The organism is Alistipes sp. Marseille-P2263 (assembly GCF_018101075.1).
GTDB lineage: Bacteria > Bacteroidota > Bacteroidia > Bacteroidales > Rikenellaceae > Alistipes > Alistipes dispar.
In genome coordinates this window covers 72285-92805 of record NZ_JAGQEJ010000008.1, presented here as the reverse complement: position 1 = coordinate 92805, position 20521 = coordinate 72285, and the positions used below count along the sequence as shown (strand labels likewise).

11 protein-coding genes are annotated in these 20521 nt (G+C 62.7%); 6 read left to right on the top strand and 5 right to left on the bottom strand.

Annotated elements, in window-relative coordinates; all coding sequences use genetic code 11:
- Nucleotides 1–179: 179 nt before the first annotated feature.
- The 5 genes from KB554_RS10350 to KB554_RS10330 all read right to left on the bottom strand — a co-directional run bounded on the left by KB554_RS10350 (nucleotide 180) and on the right by KB554_RS10330 (nucleotide 7496).
- Nucleotides 180–1118, bottom strand: coding sequence for a hypothetical protein (locus tag KB554_RS10350; RefSeq protein WP_211035981.1), 939 nt, complete (start codon nucleotides 1116–1118; stop codon nucleotides 180–182).
- Between the two features lie 101 nt (nucleotides 1119–1219).
- Nucleotides 1220–2017 carry a DUF3108 domain-containing protein gene (locus KB554_RS10345; RefSeq protein ID WP_211035980.1) on the bottom strand — a complete coding sequence of 266 codons (798 nt, stop codon included), beginning with the start codon at nucleotides 2015–2017 and terminating at the stop codon, nucleotides 1220–1222.
- 44 nt (nucleotides 2018–2061) lie between these two features.
- Complete coding sequence (gene recG, locus KB554_RS10340) at nucleotides 2062–4260, bottom strand: ATP-dependent DNA helicase RecG (protein ID WP_277927722.1); 2199 nt, start codon at nucleotides 4258–4260, stop codon at nucleotides 2062–2064.
- A 256-nt stretch (nucleotides 4261–4516) separates the two neighbouring features.
- Entirely contained in the window at nucleotides 4517–5644 is a 1128-nt protein-coding gene (locus KB554_RS10335) for an aldose epimerase family protein (RefSeq protein WP_211035977.1), read from the bottom strand.
- Nucleotides 5645–5684: 40 nt separating this feature from the next.
- Nucleotides 5685–7496: a sugar-binding domain-containing protein gene (locus KB554_RS10330; protein WP_211035974.1), complete on the bottom strand. Its 1812-nt coding sequence runs from the start codon at nucleotides 7494–7496 to the stop codon at nucleotides 5685–5687.
- A 533-nt stretch (nucleotides 7497–8029) separates the two neighbouring features.
- Between KB554_RS10330 and KB554_RS10325 the strand changes: the two genes are divergently transcribed.
- From KB554_RS10325 to KB554_RS10300, 6 genes are all read left to right on the top strand, one after another.
- Nucleotides 8030–9061, top strand: a complete 1032-nt coding sequence (locus tag KB554_RS10325; RefSeq protein ID WP_211035972.1) for a glycoside hydrolase family 130 protein — start codon at nucleotides 8030–8032, stop codon at nucleotides 9059–9061.
- A 46-nt stretch (nucleotides 9062–9107) separates the two neighbouring features.
- Nucleotides 9108–10781 carry a GxGYxYP domain-containing protein gene (locus tag KB554_RS10320; protein ID WP_141428448.1) on the top strand — a complete coding sequence of 558 codons (1674 nt, stop codon included), beginning with the start codon at nucleotides 9108–9110 and terminating at the stop codon, nucleotides 10779–10781.
- Nucleotides 10782–11034: 253 nt separating this feature from the next.
- On the top strand, nucleotides 11035–14067 hold the full coding sequence (locus tag KB554_RS10315) for a TonB-dependent receptor (protein WP_211035971.1): 3033 nt from the start codon (nucleotides 11035–11037) through the stop codon (nucleotides 14065–14067).
- A 21-nt stretch (nucleotides 14068–14088) separates the two neighbouring features.
- The gene (locus KB554_RS10310) at nucleotides 14089–15891 is read left to right on the top strand and encodes a RagB/SusD family nutrient uptake outer membrane protein (protein WP_211035969.1); all 1803 of its coding nucleotides are present in this window, start codon (nucleotides 14089–14091) and stop codon (nucleotides 15889–15891) included.
- 194 nt (nucleotides 15892–16085) lie between these two features.
- Nucleotides 16086–19028 (top strand): discoidin domain-containing protein, encoded by a 2943-nt coding sequence (locus tag KB554_RS10305; RefSeq protein ID WP_211035967.1) that lies wholly within the window; start codon nucleotides 16086–16088, stop codon nucleotides 19026–19028.
- A gap of 4 nt (nucleotides 19029–19032) precedes the next feature.
- Nucleotides 19033–20475 carry a sialate O-acetylesterase gene (locus tag KB554_RS10300; RefSeq protein WP_141428452.1) on the top strand — a complete coding sequence of 481 codons (1443 nt, stop codon included), beginning with the start codon at nucleotides 19033–19035 and terminating at the stop codon, nucleotides 20473–20475.
- The last annotated feature ends 46 nt before the right edge of the window (nucleotides 20476–20521 follow it).

Below are 20521 nucleotides of genomic sequence, written 5' to 3'. Positions count from 1 at the left end.
CTGTATTTGCAGTCGGGAGGGGACAGGCGCTGTCCGGGTCTCTCCGTCCGTGTTTCCCGGTCGTTCCGTCCTTTCCGTCGGGTCCCTCCCGCTCCTTCGTGTCGGTGCGTTCTTGCCGCTCTTTCGGCCGGTACCGTCCTTGCCCGCTCCTAAGTCGGTGCCGGATTTTTCGCTCCGGGCTATCGCATCGCCACGTCGGTCTGGCCGATCAGGCGGCCTTCGCAGTAAATCTGGATCTTGTAGGTTCCGGCGGTGAATCCCGTGCTGGTGTAGAAGATACCCACGCCGAGGTCCTTCGTGTTGTCGTATTCGACCTCGCGCATGGCCGAATAGCTCAGCCTTTCGCCCTCGAATTCGAAGGTCGGCATCTCCTCGGTGGTCAGCACGTAGCCGTCGGGCGAGGTGATGCGCACGTAGAGCGCCTTGTTGCCGGGCGAGGCCAGCTCGTTGGCCGAGAGGGTGAAGTCCACGCGCAGGCGCGAGGCGTTCTTGATGCGCGAGACATCGCGGCTGTTGTTGTTGAGTGCCGCGAGCGAAATGTCGCGGGCGCGGAGCACGGCGCCGATCCGCACCTTGTTGTCCAGCTCGGCGGCCTTCTCTTCAGCCATCTCGGCGCGCAGGTTGGCCGAGGAGATCTCCTTGCGGAAGCCGACGTTCTCCTTGATGAGCTTCTTGTTGAGCGTGTTGAGCGAGTCGATCTGGCGGACGTAGCCCCGCATGATCGTGCGCAGCGTGCCCACCTCCTTCTCGTACTGCTTGATCTTGGCCAGGTTCCACGACCGCTCTTTCTTCAGACGCGTCATCAGCGAGTCGGCCCGTTCGCGTTCGAGGGTGAGGTTGGCCGATATCGAGTCGTTCGAAATTTGCAGGTTGTCGTAGTCGGTCATCAGACGGCCCAGATCGTTCTGGATCGAGTCGCGGTCGGCCTGCAACAGCTCGTTGTCGATCATCTGCTGGCGGTGGATGCTGTAGTAGAGGACCGACAGCGCCACGAGGATCGCCGAGAGGATGATGATGACGATGCGGTAGCCGCGGATCGACTTGTCGGCCGCCGGCTGCGGGTTCATGTAGTCGTCGTCTTCGAATTCCGAAGGATCGTATCCCTGTCTGTTTTCCATAACGCGTTAGAGGTTTACGGGACAAATATAATAAAATTCAGTCACATGACCGCCGGGAACGGCAATTTTGCCGCCCTGCGGTGCGGTGCAGGGCCGGAGGGTCACTTCACGAGGCTCGTCATCGGGTATTTCAGCCCCTTGTACCCCGATATGTAGGCGTTGATGCTGCCCACCCGCACGGGGGATTCGATGTAGAGCGGGATTTTGTTCTCGTCGTCCGAGATCCAGATCGTGAAGACCGAGCCGTCGGTGAACGAGAAACCCTGCGAGGAGCCGAGCTGGCAGTTGAACTTCAGCGTGCGGAAGCGTCCCATGTTGCGGATTTTCTTGGTTTCGCGCCCCAGGTAGCGGTAGTGCAGCAGGCGCACGGTGTCCTCGAGCACCATCCGGAGCGTGGCGGGCTCTCCCTCGCGGAAGTCCTCGGCCGAGGCGCTCCGGAGGCTGAAAAAGAGGGCGATCGGGTCCATGCTCTCCGCCGTCAGGGGCATCTCCTTCTCCTGATAGGGGCGCTGGCGGCTGCGCCAGCGGGTGCGGACCACCGACCGGTCCCAGTCGTAGTCGTAGCGGCTGTCGAAGGTGTAGTCGCCCTCGCGGATGTCGCTCGTGAAGCGCACGGGGCGCAGCTCGTCGGCGGCGACCCACACGGTGTAGATGTCCTCGAGGTTGAAGAACCAGCGGTAGGTGGGCAGCGTGCGTCCCGCGCCCACCACCTTGTAGCGGGTCAGGCCGTCGTGCGTCTCCTCGGAGGTCGAGACCTCCACGGTTCCGACCTCCGTGTTGGGGAACATTTTTGCCTTGTAGCTCACGCGGTAGCTGAGCACCTCGCCCGGGTGGTAGAGCTGTGCGGCGAGCGGCGGGGCGGCCGCGAGCAGCAGTATGGTGAAGAGGAATCGTTTCATGTCGGTATCGGTTTGAATGTAAAACGCGTCGTGTCGGGAATATATTACGAAATGCGGGAGAAATCCATCTCTTCGCGGCCCGAGTAGCGGCGCCGCAGCTCCTGCAATCCCCGGTTTTCGGGCTTCGCGAGCGCGGGATCGGCCTCGAGGACCGAGACGGCCGCCTCGCGCGAGAGGGTGAGTATCTGCACGTCGGCCGTGGGGCTGGCGATCTTCAGATCAAATGCCATGCCGCTCTGCTGCGTGCCGTTGATGTCGCCCGCGCCGCGCAGTTTGAGGTCCAGTTCCGCCAGCCGGAAGCCGTCGTTCGTCTCGCACATGGCGTCGAGCCGCGCCCGCGACTCGCGCGAGAGTTTTTCGCCCGACATGAGGATGCAGTAGGACTGTTCGCCGCCGCGGCCCACGCGGCCCCGCAACTGGTGGAGCTGCGACAGTCCGAAGCGTTCGGCCGACTCGATCACCATGACCGTGGCGTTCGGCACGTCCACGCCCACCTCGATCACGGAGGTGGCGACCAGGATCTGCGCCTCGCCCTCCTTGAACTGGCGCATCGACTCCTCCTTGTCCGCGGGTTTCATCTTGCCGTGGCAGATCGCCGTGACGTACTGCGGCAGGGGGAAGTCGCGCGAAATGGCCTCGTAGCCGTCCGTGAGGTCCTTGTAGTCCATCGCCTCGGACTCCTTGATGAGCGGGTAAACGACGTAAACCTGCCGTCCCAGCGCGATCTGCTGCCGCATGAAACCGAAAAGTTTGAGCCGGGCCGCGTCGGTGTAGCGGAAGGTCTTGACCGGCCGGCGTCCGGGGGGCAGCTCGTCGATCACCGAGACGTCCAGATCGCCGTAGAGCGTCATGGCCAGCGTGCGGGGGATCGGCGTGGCGGTCATCACGAGGATATGGGGCGGCTGCGCGTTCTTGGTCCAGAGCCGCGCGCGCTGCTCGACGCCGAAACGGTGCTGCTCGTCGATCACGACGAACCCCAGGTCGGCGAACCGCACGCGGTCCTCGATCAACGCGTGCGTGCCGATCAGTATGTTCACCCTGCCCGAGGCGATTCCTTCGAGCGCCTCGCGGCGTTCGCGGGCCTTCGAGGCGCCGGTGAGGATCGCCGTCGTCACCTCCGTTCCCGCGAGCATCCGGCGGATCGTCGTGAAGTGCTGGCGGGCGAGAATCTCCGTGGGAGCCATCATGCAGGCCTGGAATCCGTTGTCCACGGCCAGCAGCATCGACATCAGCGCCACGAGGGTCTTGCCGCTGCCCACGTCGCCCTGCAGGAGGCGGTTCATCTGGAATCCCGTCACGGTGTCCTGCCGGATTTCGCGGATCACGCGCTTCTGCGCTCCCGTGAGCGGGAAGGGCAGTTTTTCGTTGTAGAAGGTGTTGAACGCCTTCCCGACCTTCGGAAAGAGGAAGCCGTCGCTCTTGGCCAGCCGCGCCGTGCGCCGGGACTGGATGTTGAGCTGCACGCCGAGCAGCTCGTCGAACTTCAGCCGGTACTGCGCCTGACGCAGCAGCTCCTGCGACTGGGGGAAGTGGATGTTGTAGTAGGCCTCGCGCAGCGGAATCAGTCCGTAGCGGGTGCGCAGCGCTTCGGGCAGCGGGTCGGCGATGCGTTCCCGCACGAGCGTCCAAAGGTTGCAGACGATCTGGTACATGCCTTTCGCGCCCAGCACGTTCGAGAGTTTCTCGGTCGAAGGGTAGATGCCCTGCATCCCGCTCTCGGCCTTGTGCGAGAGGGCCTGTTCGACGGTCTCCAGTTCGGGGTGGGCCATCGACAGCTCCCCGCGGTAGAACGACGGCCGTCCGAAGACGAGGTACTCGCGTCCGACCTCGATCCGCTTCTCGATCCACTTGATTCCCTGGAACCACACCAGCTCGGCCGAGCCCGTCGGGTCCTGCACGCAGGCCGTGAAGCGGCGTTTGCGTCCCGCTCCGGCGTAGCCGACGCCCGTGACGCGGGCGCGGAACTGCACGTAGGAAAGTCCCGCCGCATCGGTGATCTCGGCGATGCGGTAGATACGCGTGCGGTCGATGTAGCGGAAGGGGTAATGGCGGAGCATGTCGCCGAGCGTGCGGATGCCCAGCTCGCGCTCGAGCACTTTCGCCCGCGCTTCGCCGACCCCCGCGACGTACTTTATGTCGTTGTCGAGATACTCCATCGGACAAATATACGAAGTTTTCCGCGATTCCGGATTCCGCGGCTCCGATTCCCGCCTTCCGGGCGTGTATCCCGGGCGAACCTTCAGGACGGATTCCCCCGGGGCGTGTTTTCCGGGTGAATCTTCAGGGTGTTCCTCCCCTGGGCGGGCGTATTTTCCGGGGGCGTGTTTTCTTCGGGGCCGGGCCCCTCCCCCTCCGGTGTGCCCGGGACGGCGCCGGAGCCCGCCCGGACTGTTCCGGATCGCTTCCCGCTTCAGCCTCCTGCCTCCGCGGAGGGAGAAACCGGAACCCCCGGCATCCGCGGAGGGAAACCGGGGGCTCGGGGGATGCGGCGCTTCGGCGTCATTCGGCGCCGAAGCGGTAGATGCAGGTATGGGTGTAGGTCTCCCCGGGCCGGAGCGTCGTGGAGGGGAAGGCCGGGTGGTTCGGACTGTCGGGGTACTTCTGCGTCTCGAGGGCCACCGATTCGCGGTAGCGCAGCGGTTTGCCCGTCTTGCCGACCGACGACCCGTCGAAGAAGTTGCCGCAGTAGAACTGGATGGCGGGCTGGTCGCTCCATACTTCGAGCGTGCGGCCCGTCGTCGGCTCGCGGAGTCTGGCCACGAACTCCACGTCGCCGTCGGTCGTGCGGTCCGCGATCCAGTTGTGGTCGTATCCGCGGGCGTTGCGCAACTGCGGATCGTCGGCTCCGATCCGCTCGCCGATGGCGTGCGGTTCGCGGAAGTCGAAGGGCGTGCCCGTGACGTCGGCTGTTTCGCCCGTCGGGATGAGCAGCGAGTCCACCGGCGTCGTGCGGCTCGCGCGGAGCGTCAGTTCGTTGTCGAGCACCGTGCCGTTGCCCTCGCCCTTGAGGTTGAAGAAGGAGTGGTGCGAGAGGTTCACCACCGTCGGAGCGTCGGTCGTCGCCTCGTAATCGACGCGGAACTCGTTCTCGGGCGTCACGGAGTAGGTCATCCGGATCCGGAGGTTCCCGGGGAATCCCTCCTCGCCGTCCTTGTGCAGGTAGCTGAGGACGAGCTGTCGTTCGTCGGCCGACACCACGTCCCAGACGACGCGGTCCAACCCCGTCATGCCTCCGTGGAGGGTCTGTCCGTGGTCGTTCGTCGGCAGCGTGTACTGTTTGCCGTCGAGCGTGAAGCGGCCCCCGGCGATGCGGTTGGCATAGGGACCCACGACGGCCCCGAGGAAGCGTTCGCCCCGGTTGTCGATGTAGCGGTCGAGCGATTCGTAGCCCAGCACGATATCCTCGTAGCGGCCTTCGCGGTCGGGCGTCCAGAGCGCCACGACGCGTCCTCCGTAGTTGGTCGCTTGCAGTGCGATGTCGCCCGCGCGGAGGGTGTACAGCTCCACCGCCTTGCCGTCCACCGTGCGGCGGAAGGCTTCGGCGGGCAGCAGCCGGATCTCGTCTGTTCCCGTGTCGGAGCCGCAGGCGGCTAGAAGCAGCGCCGCGGCGATAAGCGTTCGTTTCATCTTTTTCGTGTCGTTGGCTCCCGGACGGGCCGGGAGGCGGTTATTCGTTCAGTGCGTTGCAGACCTTGCGGTTGATCTCCCGGATGCGTTCCGGCTCGACCTTCATCACCTTGCGGTCGTAGGTCATCAGGCCGTTCACCTCGGTCTCGACGTCGGAGGTCTGCGTATAGACCGCCGCCGAGAAGTAGCGCAGGTGGCGGAGCAGCTCCTCGGCGTACTTTTCGTACTCGTCGGTCACTTCGCGCGGCGAGTTGAAGCGTACGTAGCCCCAGTTGCGGTCCTTCTCCCAGAGGTGGCCTTCGACGACCTGGCCGATGCCGCCGAATTCGCCCAGCACCGATACGCGGTCGGTGTCGAAGAGCAGCAGCGCGGGCATGGGGTAGTTGTGCTGGTCGAGCATGTCGCCCGCCCGGTAGTGGTTGCCGCCGCTGGCGGCGTTCACGAGGCGCGTCGGGTCGTAGGCCTTGGTCCACGCGGCGATTTCGGGCGTCTTGAACTGGCCCCACGTCTCGTTGAAGGGAACCCACACGCCGATCGAGACGAACGGACGGAGGCAGTCGATGATCTCGCGCCACTCCTTGCGGTAGCAGGCTTCGGATTCGGGCGACCGCTGCTTCTCCTTGCCCGTGAAGTACCGGTTCATCTGCCAGCGGGGCGAGCCGGGGGTGATGTCGCCGCTGGGCATGTCCTGCCAGACGATGATGCCCGCCTTGTCGCAGTGGTAGTACCAGCGTGCCGGCTCTACTTTCACGTGCTTGCGGATCATGTTGTAGCCCAGCTCCTTGGTCTTCACGACGTCGTAGGCCAGCGCCTCGTCCGTCGGGGCCGTGTAGAGCCCGTCGGGCCACCAGCCCTGATCGAGCGGGCCGAACTGGAAGAGGGGCTTGTCGTTGAGCATCAGCCGCGGGACGTTGTGGCGGTCGCGTCCGGTCGAGAACTTGCGCATCGCCGTATAGCTGCGCACCTGGTCCACGATGCGGCCGTCGTGGCGCAGCGTCACCTTCAGGTCGTAAAGGAAGGGCGTGTCGGGGCTCCAGAGCTTCGGCTCCGCCACGGACAGCTCCACGGGGACGCCGTTGAGCGCGCGGCCGGCGGCCACCTGCGTCTCCCCGTCGTAGAGCGCGACTTCGACGAGGTCTCCGGGAACCGCCTCCGAGAGGGGCGCTTCGACGAGGAACCGTTTCTGGTCGAGATCGGGCGTCGTCCGCACCTCGCGGATGTACCGCTGCGGCACGGCTTCGAGCCACACGGTCTGCCAGATGCCGCTCACGGACGAGTACCAGATGCCTTCGGGTCTGTCGGACTGTTTGCCGCGCGGCTGGTAGCTCTTCTCGGTGGGGTCCCAGACCCGGACGCGGAGGGTGTTGCCGTTTTTCGCCAGGGCTTCGGTGATGTCGAACGCGAAGGGGGTGAAGCCGCCCGTGTGCGAGCCGACGGCGATGCCGTTCACCCAGACGTCGGTCTTCCAGTCCACGGCGCCGAAGTGCAGCAGCACCCGTTTGCCGTGCCATTTCCCCGGAACGGAGAAGGTCCGTTCGTACCAGAGGCCGTTCGCGGCGCCGGGGCACTGGCCCACGCCCGAGAGCGCCGACTCCGCGGCGAACGGCACGAGAATCTCGCCGTCGAATTCTTCGGGCGTTTCGCCCAGCGGACGGATCGCGTAGTTCCACAGGCCGTTGAGGTTCTGCCACTCGCCGCGGACCAACTGCGGGCGCGGGTATTCGGGCAGGACGTTCTGCGGGTCGAGATTCTCGCCCCAGACGGTTTTGATGCGGTCGCCGGCGGGCTGCCATTGCGCCGCGGCGGAGAGTGCCGCCAAAATGGCGGCGGTCAGCAGGAAGGTTCTTTTCATAATAAAAATAGGTGTAGCGGGATTGATCTTTTCGAATCCTAAAAATAGAAAATTCCCGCCGTTTTTGCAAATTTGCAGCCCGATTTCCGGCTTTCGGCCTCTCCGGCGGGAGCGCGGGGTCCGGGAACGGGCCGGACGACGGCCTCGCTGTATCCGGCGTCGGCACGGTACGTCCGGGTGTCGGCCTCGTCGCGGAGGCGTTTCCGGCAGACCCGCCGATTTCCGGCTTCGGCCGGGAAGGGAAAGTGTCCTCGGACGGCTTTTCCGGCGACGGCGGCGCGGTGTCCGGATATACTCCGCACATACGCACCGCCGGACGCGGAAAAGGGGGCCGCACATGTGGAAGTGTACGGGCATCGCAGCGGCGTATAATGGGATTTATGGTTTGTATTGTGTTGATGTGTAGTGTGTTATGTTTTGTATCGGGGGGGGGGTGAAACGGGCTTTTGTCTCCATATTATACTCTTTTGGGAGGATAGTATACAATTCGGCACAGGAGAAAATCTACCTTTGTTTTACAAAAATCAGCCGCTATGCGTTACGCGAACAACCCGATTCTGACACCCCGCGACCTTGCGCCGAGTCAGGAGTCCATGAAGATCGAATGTCTGCTCAATCCGGGCGTTTTCCGCTTCGACGGAAAGACCTGGCTGCTGATCCGGGTCGCCGAGCGGCCCGAACAGCGCGAGGGCGAGATCAGCTTCCCGCTGCTCGACGACGCGAACCGGATTACGGTCATGCGCGTGCCCTCCTCCTCGCCGGAGCTGGACCTGTCGGATCCGCGGGTCATCAGCTACAAGGGCAGCGATTACCTTACGACCATGTCCCACCTGCGGCTCATGAGCAGCACGGACGGCGTCCGTTTTGCCGAAGAGCCGGGCTACGGGCCGATCTTCGGCAGCGACGCCTACGAGTCCTACGGCATCGAGGACTGCCGCGTCACGCTGCTCGAAGGGACGTATTACCTGACCTATACCGCGGTGTCGGCCAACGGCGTGGCTGTGCGGATGCGCAGCACGACGGACTGGAAGCGTTTCACCGACTACGGGCTGGTGCTGCCTCCCCACAACAAGGACTGCACGCTTTTCGACGAGCGGATCGGAGACCTATATTATATGCTCCACCGTCCGAGCAGCCCCGAGATCGGCGGCAACTACATCTGGATCGCCGAGAGCCGCGACCTGCGCCACTGGGGCAACCACCGCTGCGTGGCCCGCACGCGCAAGGGCATGTGGGACAGCGCGCGCATCGGGGCGGGCTGCGCCCCGATACGGACCGGCGAGGGGTGGCTCATGATCTACCACGGCGCCGACGGCGACAACCGCTACTGCCTCGGGGCCATGCTGCTCGACGCGGCGGACCCCTCGAAGATGCTCGCACGCAGCGACCGGCCGATCATGGAGCCGTCGGCCCCCTACGAGCTGACGGGGTTCTTCGGAAACGTCATCTTCACCAACGGCCACATCGTCGAGGGCGACCGCATCGTCATGTACTACGGCGCGTCGGACGAGGTGATCTGCCGGGCCGACCTCTCGGTGCGGGAGATTTTGGAATCGCTGAAATAGATCAGTTCAAACAATAATCAATAATCCATTAACCGACTTAAAACCAATGAAAAGCTCTCTGACTCACTGCTTCGGTTCGCTGCTTTGCCTGCTGGCGCTGGCCGGCTGCCAGGGCGGCGATGCGTGCTGCGGCGGCGTCCGTTCGACGGCGCTCGACGTCGATCTGACCAACCGTCTCTATCCCAAGGTGAAGACCCCGACCCGATCGCTCGTGGTGGTGGACCTTCAGAACGACAATATCGAAGGCCAGGTGGCGGCCATCGGCTTGCAGGGCATCGTCAATCGCGACAGCGAACAGAAGGTGTACGTGATGAACAGCCGCTGCAAGGATAACCACGGCGGCTGGAAGATCGGCCCGACGGCGATGGCGCAGATGGGGCAGTTCTGGCTCGACCGCGTGCTGACGGACATCCCGCAGGAGACGCTGACGCTGGACAAGACGAAGACCAACCCCGCTTTCACGGCGATGGTGGAGCGTTACAAGGACAAGATCAAGGGCGTGGTCATCTACGACCCGAACCTCGTGCAGGCCACGATCGAGGCCGCGACGACGATCGCCGCGCAGACCGACGGCCTGATCGTCTCGCCGGCGCTCTACGAGCAGGTGAAACCCTACGGATTCCCCGTGATCCAGGACCTGCGCGGCAAGTTCCGCAGCAACATCGAGTGCGTGGACTGGCTCGTGGAGAACTACTTCGACTCGGCCTGCCACGACGTGGCCTTCACCTGGTCGCACATGACCCTCGACTTCGAGGAGAGCTGGGGCGCCGCCAACAAGGACTACGTGGTGGCCAACCGCCTGTTCACCTACTTCCTCGACATCCAGATTCCCGAGGAGTGCCACTACTACGAGAACATCGTGAAGCGTTACCCCGCCGGCACGCAGATCATGGGCTGGACCGACGAGCTGAAGGCCGACAAGCTCTTCGCCGACTACGGCTACGTGATGATTCCCTTCATCTCGGTGGAGAACATGACCGTCATGTCGTCGTTCCCCTCGGTGCAGGGCACGCCCATCGAGCCGAAGGCCTACGAGGCCGATCCCAACACGACCTATGTGGCGATGCTGGTGGCCGACGGCGACAACCTGCTGCATACGATGATCTATGAGCCCTATACGATCGAGGAGTCGGAGCACTTCGGCGACGTGCCCCTGACGTGGGTCATCAATCCGGGCATCGTCGATCTCGCGCCGCGCGTCTTCACGTGGTACGACAAGGTGCTCAAGGAGGCCGGACAGGAGATGGCCGCCATGATGGGCGACGGCTCGCCCAACACGGACCGTTACAGCGGCTTCTCGTTCTACTGCGCGCTGACGCGTCACTACCTCGACCAGGCAGGCATTCTGACCATGAAGCAGATGATCGACGGCGAGTCGGTGGCCTGGAACGTACAGCCCTACTGCGTCGAGGGCGGCTATGCAGGTACGGACTGGCGCGGCATCGAGTCGCACGAGTACCACATGGACGGCAATACCTTCCATATCGGCACGACCAACTCGCGTCCCGAATACCTCGACAAGGCGCTGGCCCGCACGCCCGAAGGGGAGCCGTATTTCCTCTCGGTGATGATCGGGACGGCCAGCGAGGACGCTGCGACCTATGCCACGGAGGTGAAGAAGTACCTCGAGTCGCGCAACGACGGCCGCAAGTACGTCTTCGTGCGCACGGCCGATCTGGCCGCCACCTACCGCGCCTACAAAGGACTTCCGATCAAGTAGATCCGTAAAAACGGCCGATTCCGTTCCGGTGTGCCCGTCGTGCGGGCGCACCGGAACGATCGGACATCCCCGGCCTGCGCAGGCCGCGATCCGCGAAACCGAGGCAAACGACAAAATAACAACCTGAAACCGACAAAAACGAAACTCCGGAAAAATCAAGGAAAACAGACCACCGACCGGTCCGCGGGACACAGTGTCCTTGCGCGACCCTGAAATGACAACCGATCAAACTTCTTAACGATTAAAAAATGCTATGAAAAAAAGCTTACTGAAATTGGCTTTTGCAGCAGTGATAGCGGTGCTTGCGGTTCCGTTCGCAGGCAGCCGGGCTGTTGCTCAGACCCGCAATCTGACGGGAACCGTCGTCGATAAGCAGGGCAATCCCGTGATCGGCGCGGCCGTAGTCGTCGAAGGAACGACGAAAGGAACCTCGACGGGGGTGGACGGCTCGTTCTCGCTCGACGGGGTGAAGGAGAACGCGAGCCTTACGGTCTCCTTCATCGGTTACAAAACCCTCACTACCCCCCCCCTCGGGGCGAAAACATCCATCACGATCACGCTGGAAGAGGATACGCAACTGCTCGACGATGTGGTGGTGATCGGTTACGGCGTGCAGCGTAAGAGCGACGTGACGGGGTCGATCACTTCGATCAAGGAAGACGTCTTCCAGTCGCGTTCGGTCGAGAATGCGCAGCAGGCGTTGCAGGGCAAGGCTCCGGGCGTGCAGGTGCTCTCCTCGTCGGCCGCTCCGGGTTCGTCTCCTTCGATCCGTATCCGCGGTTTCTCGTCGAACAACTCGGGTGCTTCGGAGCCGCTGTATGTGGTGGACGGTCTGAAAGTTTCGGACATTTCCTACCTGGATCCCTCGTCGATCGAGTCGATGGAGATCCTCAAGGACGGCGCTTCGGCCGCCATCTACGGTGTCGAGGCCGGTAACGGTGTCATTCTCATCACGACCAAGAAGGGCAAGAAGGGCGAGGGCCGCATTTTCTACGATTTCACCTACGGCATCACCTCGCTGGCCCGCAAGGCCGATCTGATGAACGCCGAGCAGTATGTGGCCTATCAGACGGCGGCCGGAAACAGCCAGGTGCTCACTCCGTGGGACGGCAAGACCGATACCGACTGGTTCGACGTGCTCTACGGAGACAACGGTTCGTTCCAGCGCCATACGGCCGGAATCGAAACGGCCAACGACAACGGATCGGTGTACGCTTCGCTGTCGTATATGGACAACGACGGTATGTATTACGGCGACAAGGACTGGATGAAACGCATCACCTTCCAGCTCAACGGCGACTACAAGATCAAGAAGTGGCTGACCTTCACGACCAACAATACGATCGAGAGTTCGCGTTATCAGAAACAGACCGACGGCGTGGGTACGGGCAATCAGGCGATCAACCCCTACGGTATGGACCCGCTGCTGCCCGCTTTCTACGACAAGGACAATCTGCCTGCGTATATGACCGAACTCATCGCACAGCAGGGCGACGATCTGTTCATGAAGAACGGGAACGGGGACTATGTGGCCGTTCCCTTCGCCGCCAAGGATGCTACCAGCCCGCTGACGCACTATTACAGCAATACGGGAAATCATAAGGATTTCGCTCTGCGCGGCACTTCGTCGCTGATTCTCACTCCCGTCAAGGGCCTTACCGTCACTTCGCGTGTCGGCTACCGGCTCGAATCGACCAATTACAGTTTCTACGGAGAACCGACCTACATGGCCGTATCGTCGCGTACGAATCTGCAATTGGAGGGTAAGACCACGATGAACCGGTTCTACATGTGGGAGAACTTCGCCAACTACAACCGTACGTTCGGCAAGCATGCGATCAGTGCGATGGTCGGTATGGCCTATCAGTACGAGTGGAGCAACTACACTTCGGGTTCGACCAACGGACTGACGAACGATGCCGATAACTTCCATCACCTCGACTATGCTTCGGCCGATGCGACGAAGGGTGTGGGCGGCAAGGTCGGCGAATCCTCCAGCATCAGCTATTTCGGTCGTGTCGGCTATACGTTCGACGACCGTTACAATATCATGGTCAATTTCCGCGCCGATGCTTTCGACCGGTCCAAGCTGGACAAGAAGGCCCGCTGGGGCTACTTCCCCTCGGTATCGGCCGGCTGGACCATTTCGAACGAGCCTTTCATGCGCGATATCGACCCCAAGAGCCTTTCGTTCCTGAAACTTCGTGCATCCTACGGTATTAACGGCAATATACGGACATTGTCCGGTTTCCCCTATCTGTCGTCGATGAACGTGGGCGAGTACTATCCGATGAACGGTCAGTTGATTACCACCATTTATCCTTCGGATGTACTGGCCAACAAAGACCTGAAGTGGGAGACGGCCCGGCAGGTCGATGTCGGAGTCGATGCGCGCTTCCTGAACAACCGACTGACCTTCGGTATGGACTTCTACAACAAGAATACCGTGGATCAGCTCGTTATCCTGACTCCCCCGCTTTCGACGGGAACCACGAGCATGGCTAAGAATGTGGGTAAGGTGAACAACCACGGTTTCGAATTCGAGCTCGGCTGGCAGGATCAGGCCGGCGAATTCTCTTACGGAGTCAATGCGAACCTTGCGACGATCAACAGCGAAGTGAAGAAACTGGAGGGACCCCGTATTCTGGACGGTATCGTCGCTTTCGACAAGGGCCAGCCGATGTGGAGCTATTACGGTTGGAAATACCTCGGCGTCGATAAAGAGGACGGCAGCGCCATCTATTACGACAAGGATGATAACGGCACGATCGACGACAAGGATAAAGTGTACCTGGGATCGGCTATTCCCGACTTTACCTACGGCATCACCCTCAATGCCGCTTACAAGGGCTTCGATCTGACCGTATTCGGCAGCGGCAGCTACGGCGGCGAGCTGATGCTCAGCGCCGCCCGCAATACGCCTGCCGCCAACAAACCCTCCGTACTCTGGACGGAGTCGTGGGACGTGATGGGAGCTAAGGCCAAATATCCGCATCCCGATCCGATCGGCGACAAGTATGCCGGCGATTCGAGCATGTGGCTCAAGAGCGGTTCCTACTTCAAGATCAAACAGATCCAGCTGGGATACACGCTACCGTCCTCGATTACGAAGAAGATCGCCATTTCGCGCCTGCGCGTATATGTTTCGCTCGACAACTTCTTCTGCATCTCTTCTTATTGGGGTATGGATCCGGAGGCTGTCAGCGCTACTTCCGCGATCGGTATGGACTACGGTGATTACCCGACTCCGAAGACTCTGACGTTCGGCGCAAACCTTTCGTTCTAACCTAAAAACATTACGACTACCATGAAAAAGCATATTATAGCGTTGGCCGGTCTGCTTGCCGGGGCGATGATGGTGACCTCCTGCTCCCAGGCGCGTCTCGATGACGTGGAACAGCTCGGAGCTATCGAGGTGGACAAGACCTATGCGGAAGCGGACGATGCCACGGCGCAGCAGTTGATCGCAAACGTTTACGTCACGGTCAAATACCTGATGATGGGCGACTGGGGCGTGCATTACATAGCAACCACTTCGGCCAAGACGGCCGAGTGCTGGCCGGGCGGTTCGGGCCCGAACGACGGTACGGACTACCATCGTATGTCGGCCATGATCGACGACTCGGAGAACAACGCCTACAAGGAGATGTACACCCGGTTCTACAAGATCATGTATAAGTGCAACCGCATCGTGGACCAGCTCAACGACGGTTCCGACGAGCGCAAGCGCGTGATCGCCGAGGCGAAGGCCTGGCGCGCGTGGGCGATGATGCGTCTGACCCAGCTCTGGGGTTCGGCTCCGTTGGTGGAGCATGTGCTCGACGGAGACAAGTATTCGTTCTACCCCGGCAACTCGGACCCCGAGGAGAACTGGAAGTGGATCATGCAGCAGTTCGACGAGGCTCAGGCCGTGCTTCCTTCGAAGAGCGGTCTGGGCGGCCAGAAGGCGATCGGCGGCCGTTGGACCAAGGAGGCTTGCTACGCTTATATGGCGCAGGGCTATATGTGGCGGAACGATTACGAGAACGCCAAGATCGAATTGGCCAAGGTCATCAACTCGGGCAAGTACGAACTTTGGACCAAGACCGCGACCATGGGTCCGTCGAGCTACGGCGTGAATATGGAGCTCGCCAAATCGAACAATGCGGATACGTGGAAGGACGGCAATGAAGAATACGAGTATCTGACGCTCTACCGCGCCGAGGCCGACTTCTGCGACGAGTTCCTGCTCGAGCTGGATATAGACGGCGATGCCACGACGATCGCCAACACCGAACCTTACTGGTTCCGTGCCTACATGAACTGGCGCAAGGACGAGGTGAATCTGCCGGGCAATACCACCACCGCTTCCGACGGCTGGGGGTTCATCAACCCCACGAAGACCTTCGCGCAGGCTTTCGCAAGACATGACGGCAACAGCATCCGCCGTCGTGCGAACGTCGCCACTTACAGCGAGGTGTACCACGATTTCCCCTATCTGAGCGAGAGCGCCCGCGGCGTCATGTCGAGCGGCCTGTTCGAGAACGAGGGCTATTTCCGCATGAAATACTACGATTTCGTGGACGATGTGGTCCCCGAGCGTTTCGCTTCCGGCCAGACGAACGGCAATACGACCAACTTCCCGCTGATGCGTTATGCCGACGTGCTGCTGATGTACGCCGAGGCATGCTGCATGTCGGGCGAAGGTACGGCGAATATCTCCGGTTTGGAGGCGCTGAACAAGGTGCGCCAGCGTGCCGGACTGACACCTGCTCCTGCGCTGGATATGGACAACGAGGAATACGGTATCAAGGCCGAGCGCCGTTTCGAACTCTGGCTCGACGACTGCGACCGCTATGTGGACCTGATCCGCTGGGGCGATTACAAGGATTTCATCACCGATACTTCGGACAAGGGCGTGAGCGAGCACTGGGGCAACGAGTGCGTCTGGCTGCTCGGAATGAAGGATAAGAATGTGCGTACGGACGATCCGCTGGATGTCAGCAACTACGAGGTGCGTTACGACCCGCTGTCCGTGCGCGGTTCGTGGAACGACCGTCTTTATCTCTTCCCGTTCCCGTACGCCGAGACGACGCAGAACCCCAACCTGGACCAGAATACCGGTTGGTAACGGATAGCGGTTCCGGAGGTTCCGGAACGGCATGACGATCCGGCGATGGCGGTGGAGCGATCCTGTTTTCACATGGCCGTCGCCGGATTTTCCGAAATCCGGGAATCATTGAACCGGTTCCCGGGTACGAAGGGCTTCGCGGTCCGGACATGCGGTCCGGGGCGGAGCCGAAACCTGAAAATACAACCGAACGAATGAAAAGAATCGTATTGATCGCGGCGATGCTGTCGGCGGCTTTCCGTCTGCCGGCCGCCGTGGAGCGGACGTCGCTCGACAGCGACGGCGGGGTGGCCGGCTGGAGGCTGCTGCCCCAGGACGAGGTGCGCGACGCACGGGCCATGATGGAGGCCGGATACGACGTGTCGGAGTGGATTCCGGCCGTCGTTCCCGGAGCCGTGTTCACCTCCTATGTCGAGGCGGGAATCGAGCCCGACCCGAACTTCGGCGACAACGCCTACCGGGCGGACCGGAAGAAATACGACCGGAATTTCTGGTATCGGACCGAACTGGCTACCGAGGAGCTTCCGGCGGGCGGGCACTGCTGGCTCTGCTTCGAGGGGGCGAACCGCCGTGCCGAGGTCTATTTCAACGGCGAACGGCTGGGCGGTCTCGACGGATTCATGGACCGCGGGCGGTTCGAGGTGACGGAGCTGCTCCGCCGCGACGGGCGGAAGAACGTGCTGGCCGTGCTGGTCCGTGCCCCGAAGACGCCGATCGCCAACCATGCCAGTCCGACCTATATTTCGAGTGCCGGATGGGACTGGATGCCCTATGTCCCCGGCCTGCTGAACGGCATCACGGACGACGTGTGGTTCGAGACCTCGGGCGGCGTTTCGATCGTCGATCCGTGGATACGGACGAAAGTCCCCTCGAAGGGCGAGGGCATCGTGTCGCTCGAGACCGAGCTCTGCAACCATTCGGACGAGACGGTGCAGGGCGTGCTCCGGGGCGTGATCCGTCCCGGGGAGATCGTCTTCGAGAAGCCGTTCCGGATCGACGCCGGGCAGCAGCGCGCCGTGGGCGTGCATCCCCGCGAGTTCCCGCAGCTGAAGATCGCCGATCCGGCGCTGTGGTGGCCCAACGGTTACGGCGACCCGAACCTCTACACGTGCGAGCTGACCTGCGAGGTCGGCGGCGAGGTCTCCGACCGCCGGACGGTGACGTTCGGCATCCGCGAGTACTCCTACGACTTCGCGGAGGGAGTCTTCCGGCTCTCGGTGAACGGCGAGCGCATCTTCTGCAAGGGCGGAAACTGGGGCATGAGCGAATGGCTGCTCCGCTGCCGCGGCGGGGAGTACGACCTGAAGGTCCGGCTGCACCGCGAGATGAACTACAACATGATCCGCAACTGGATCGGTTCGACCACCGACGAGGAGTTCTACGAGGCGTGCGACCGCTACGGCATCATGGTATGGGACGATTTCTGGCTCAACTCGCACCCCAACCTGCCCGACGACCTCTTCGCCTTCAACCGCAACGCCGTGGAGAAAATCAAGCGGCTGCGCAACCACCCGTCGATCGCCGTCTGGTGCGGCGACAACGAGGGTGTGCCCCTGGCGCCGCTGAACGAGTGGCTGCGCGAGGACGTGCGGACCTTCGACGGCGGCGACCGCTGGTATCAGCCCATTTCGCGCGAATACGGTTTTTCGGGCAGTGGCCCGTGGACCAACGCGCACCCGATCTGGTACTTCACGGCCTATCCTTCGGGATTCGGCGAGCACAAGCTCGACGGATGGGGCTTCCGCACGGAGATCGGCACGGCGGTCTTTACCAACTACGAGAGTTACAGGAAGTTCATGCCCGACCCCGACCGCTGGCCCATGTCGCAGGAGATGCTCGACAAGCACTTCTTCGGCCGTTCGTCGTTCAACTCGCGGCCCGACCGCTATTTCGCCACCGTGGAGTACAACTACGGAAAGGCGTCCGGCACGGAGGATTTCTGCCGCAAGGCCCAGCTGCTCAATATCGAGGCCAACAAGGCCATGTACGAAGGGTGGCAGCACCACATGTGGAACGACGCCACGGGCGTGCTGACGTGGATGAGCCAGTCGGCCTATCCGTCGTTCGTATGGCAGACCTACGACTACTATTACGACCTCAACGGCGCGTACTGGGGCGTGCGCAAGGCGTGCGAGCCGGTGCACGTGCAGTGGAGCTATGCCGACAATACGGTGAAGGCGGTCAATGCCACGCTGCGCGGCTACGAAGGGGCGCACGTCACGGCGACGGTTTACGACATGGAGGGGCGCAAAGTGAAGCGTTATTCGCGCGAGGCGACCCTCACGGTGCATCCGAACAGCGCCGTGGAGGCGCTGCGGCTTCCTCTGCCGGCTGACGGAAACCTCGCGCGCGGCAAGCGGGCCGTCTGTTCGTCGTCCGGCGTGACGGATTACCACGCCGCCGAGGCGGTCACGGACGGCAATACGGGGTCGGCGTGGTCGGCCACCGGAGGCGAAGGGGAATGGGTCTATGTCGATCTGGGCGCTCCGACCCGTTTCTCGACGATCGTGCTGTCGTGGGAGAGCGAGGTGGCCGCACGGTACGACGTGCTCGTCTCGGACGATGCCGAAACCTGGCGGACGGTCCATGTCGGCGACAAGGGCTCTTCGCCCATCGACGAGATCACGATCGAACCCGTGACGGCGCGCTACGTCAAGGTGCTCGACGTGAAGAGCTGGCAGCCGGGCCGCAAGATGGCGCTGTACGAGATCGAGCTCTACGACACGGAGGCGGAACCGGCCGGGCTCTCGCCCGTGCACTTCATCCGGCTGCGGCTGACGGACGCCGCCGGGAAGCTGCTGTCGGAGAATTTCTACTGGCGTTCGAACCGGCTGGGCGACTACCGCGCGCTCGACGGCCTGGAGCCCGCGCGGCTCGACGTGCGCTCGAAGGAGGAGACCGTCGGCGCGAAGCGCATCGTCCGGACGACGGTGACGAACCGCGGCCGCGGCGTGGCTTTCGCCGTGCGTGTCATGCCGACCTACGCCTCGACGGGCGAACAGCTGCTGCCCGCCGTCATGGACGACAACTATTTCACGCTCCTGCCGGGCGAGAGGCGGACGGTGACGACCGAGTTCGACGCCGCGCTGCTCGGGGAAGACGCGTGCCGCGTGATAGCGAGACCCTATAACGATTGATACGATGAGACGTTTCTGGTTATTGTTTTCCGTGCTGCTCGCGGCGGCATGGACGCCTGCCGGGGCGAAAGTCCGGCTCCCGGCCGTCGTGGGCGACAACATGGTGCTGCAACAGGCGACGGACGTGAAGGTCTGGGGCTGGGCGGCCCCGGGTTCGGAGGTGCGGGTGGCCCCTTCGTGGGGGGCTGCCGTGCGGACGGAGGCCGACGCCGAAGGCCGCTGGTGCACGACGCTGCGCACGCCTGCGGCGTCGTTCGAGAAACGCACGATCCGCATCGGCGACGGCGACGGCGAACCGGTCGTGCTGCGCAACGTGCTGATCGGCGAGGTGTGGCTCTGCTCGGGCCAGTCGAACATGGAGATTCCCGTGCAGGGCGGACGCGACTGCCCGATCGAACACTCGCTCGAGATCATCGCCGAGAGCGCGCAGTATCCCGACGTGAGGCTCTTCTCGGTGAAGATCGACGGCGGCCTCACGCCGCGCGAGGACGTGACGGGCGCCTGGTGCGAGGCTTCGCCCGCCACGGTGAAGACCTTCAGCGCCGTCGGCTACCTCTTCGGGCGCAACCTGCGCCGGGCGCTCGGCGTGCCCGTGGGGATCATCAACAGCAGTTGCGGCGGCACGTGGATCGAGGCGTGGTTCCCGGCCGAGCTGCAGAAACATTTCGGGGATTTCGACCCCGCGTCGCTCCCCACGCGCGAGGGGCAGAGCGGCATGACGACTGTCGAGATTCTCTACAACGGCATGATCTATCCGCTGCACAACTTCGCCATCAAGGGCTTCTGCTGGTATCAGGGCTGCACGAACGTCGGACGCAGCACCTACTACGCCGAGAAGATGGTGGCGATGATCGACCATTGGCGCGACCTGTGGGGCGGCGACCGCAAGCCGTTCTACTACGTCGAGATCGCTCCGGTGGAGAACGGCGAGCAGAACGTGGACTGCGCGCTGGTGCGCGAACAGCAGGCCCGGGTGATGGAGATGACCGACAACGTGGGCATGGTTTCGACCAACGACCTGGTGTACGACTACGAACGCTGGAACGTGCACCCCTCGCAGAAGGAGCCGATCGCGCAGCGGCTGGCCTACTGGGCGCTGAGCCGCGACTACGGCTACGGCGACGCGATCAAGACGATCGGGCCGCGCTACAAGTCGATGGAGGTGCTCGAGGGCGGCGTCGTGCGGCTGTCGTTCGACGGCAGCGACTGCGGCTTCCTCGTCAAGGGCGAGATCGAGGGCTTCGAGCTGGCCGGGGCCGACGGGAAGTTCCACCCGGCCCGCGCCGAGCGTCGTCGTCCCGATCCCACGGTGCTCTACGTCTCGACCTATGCCGTAGGCGAACCCAAATACGTGCGCTACAACTTCAAGAATTGCAGCATCGGGCATCTGTGGGACGCCTTCGGGCAGCCCGTGATTCCGTTCCGCACGGACGATTTCGACGAATAGAACCGGTGCGGCGGGCGCGCCCCGGGAACGGAGCGTGTCCGCCGGG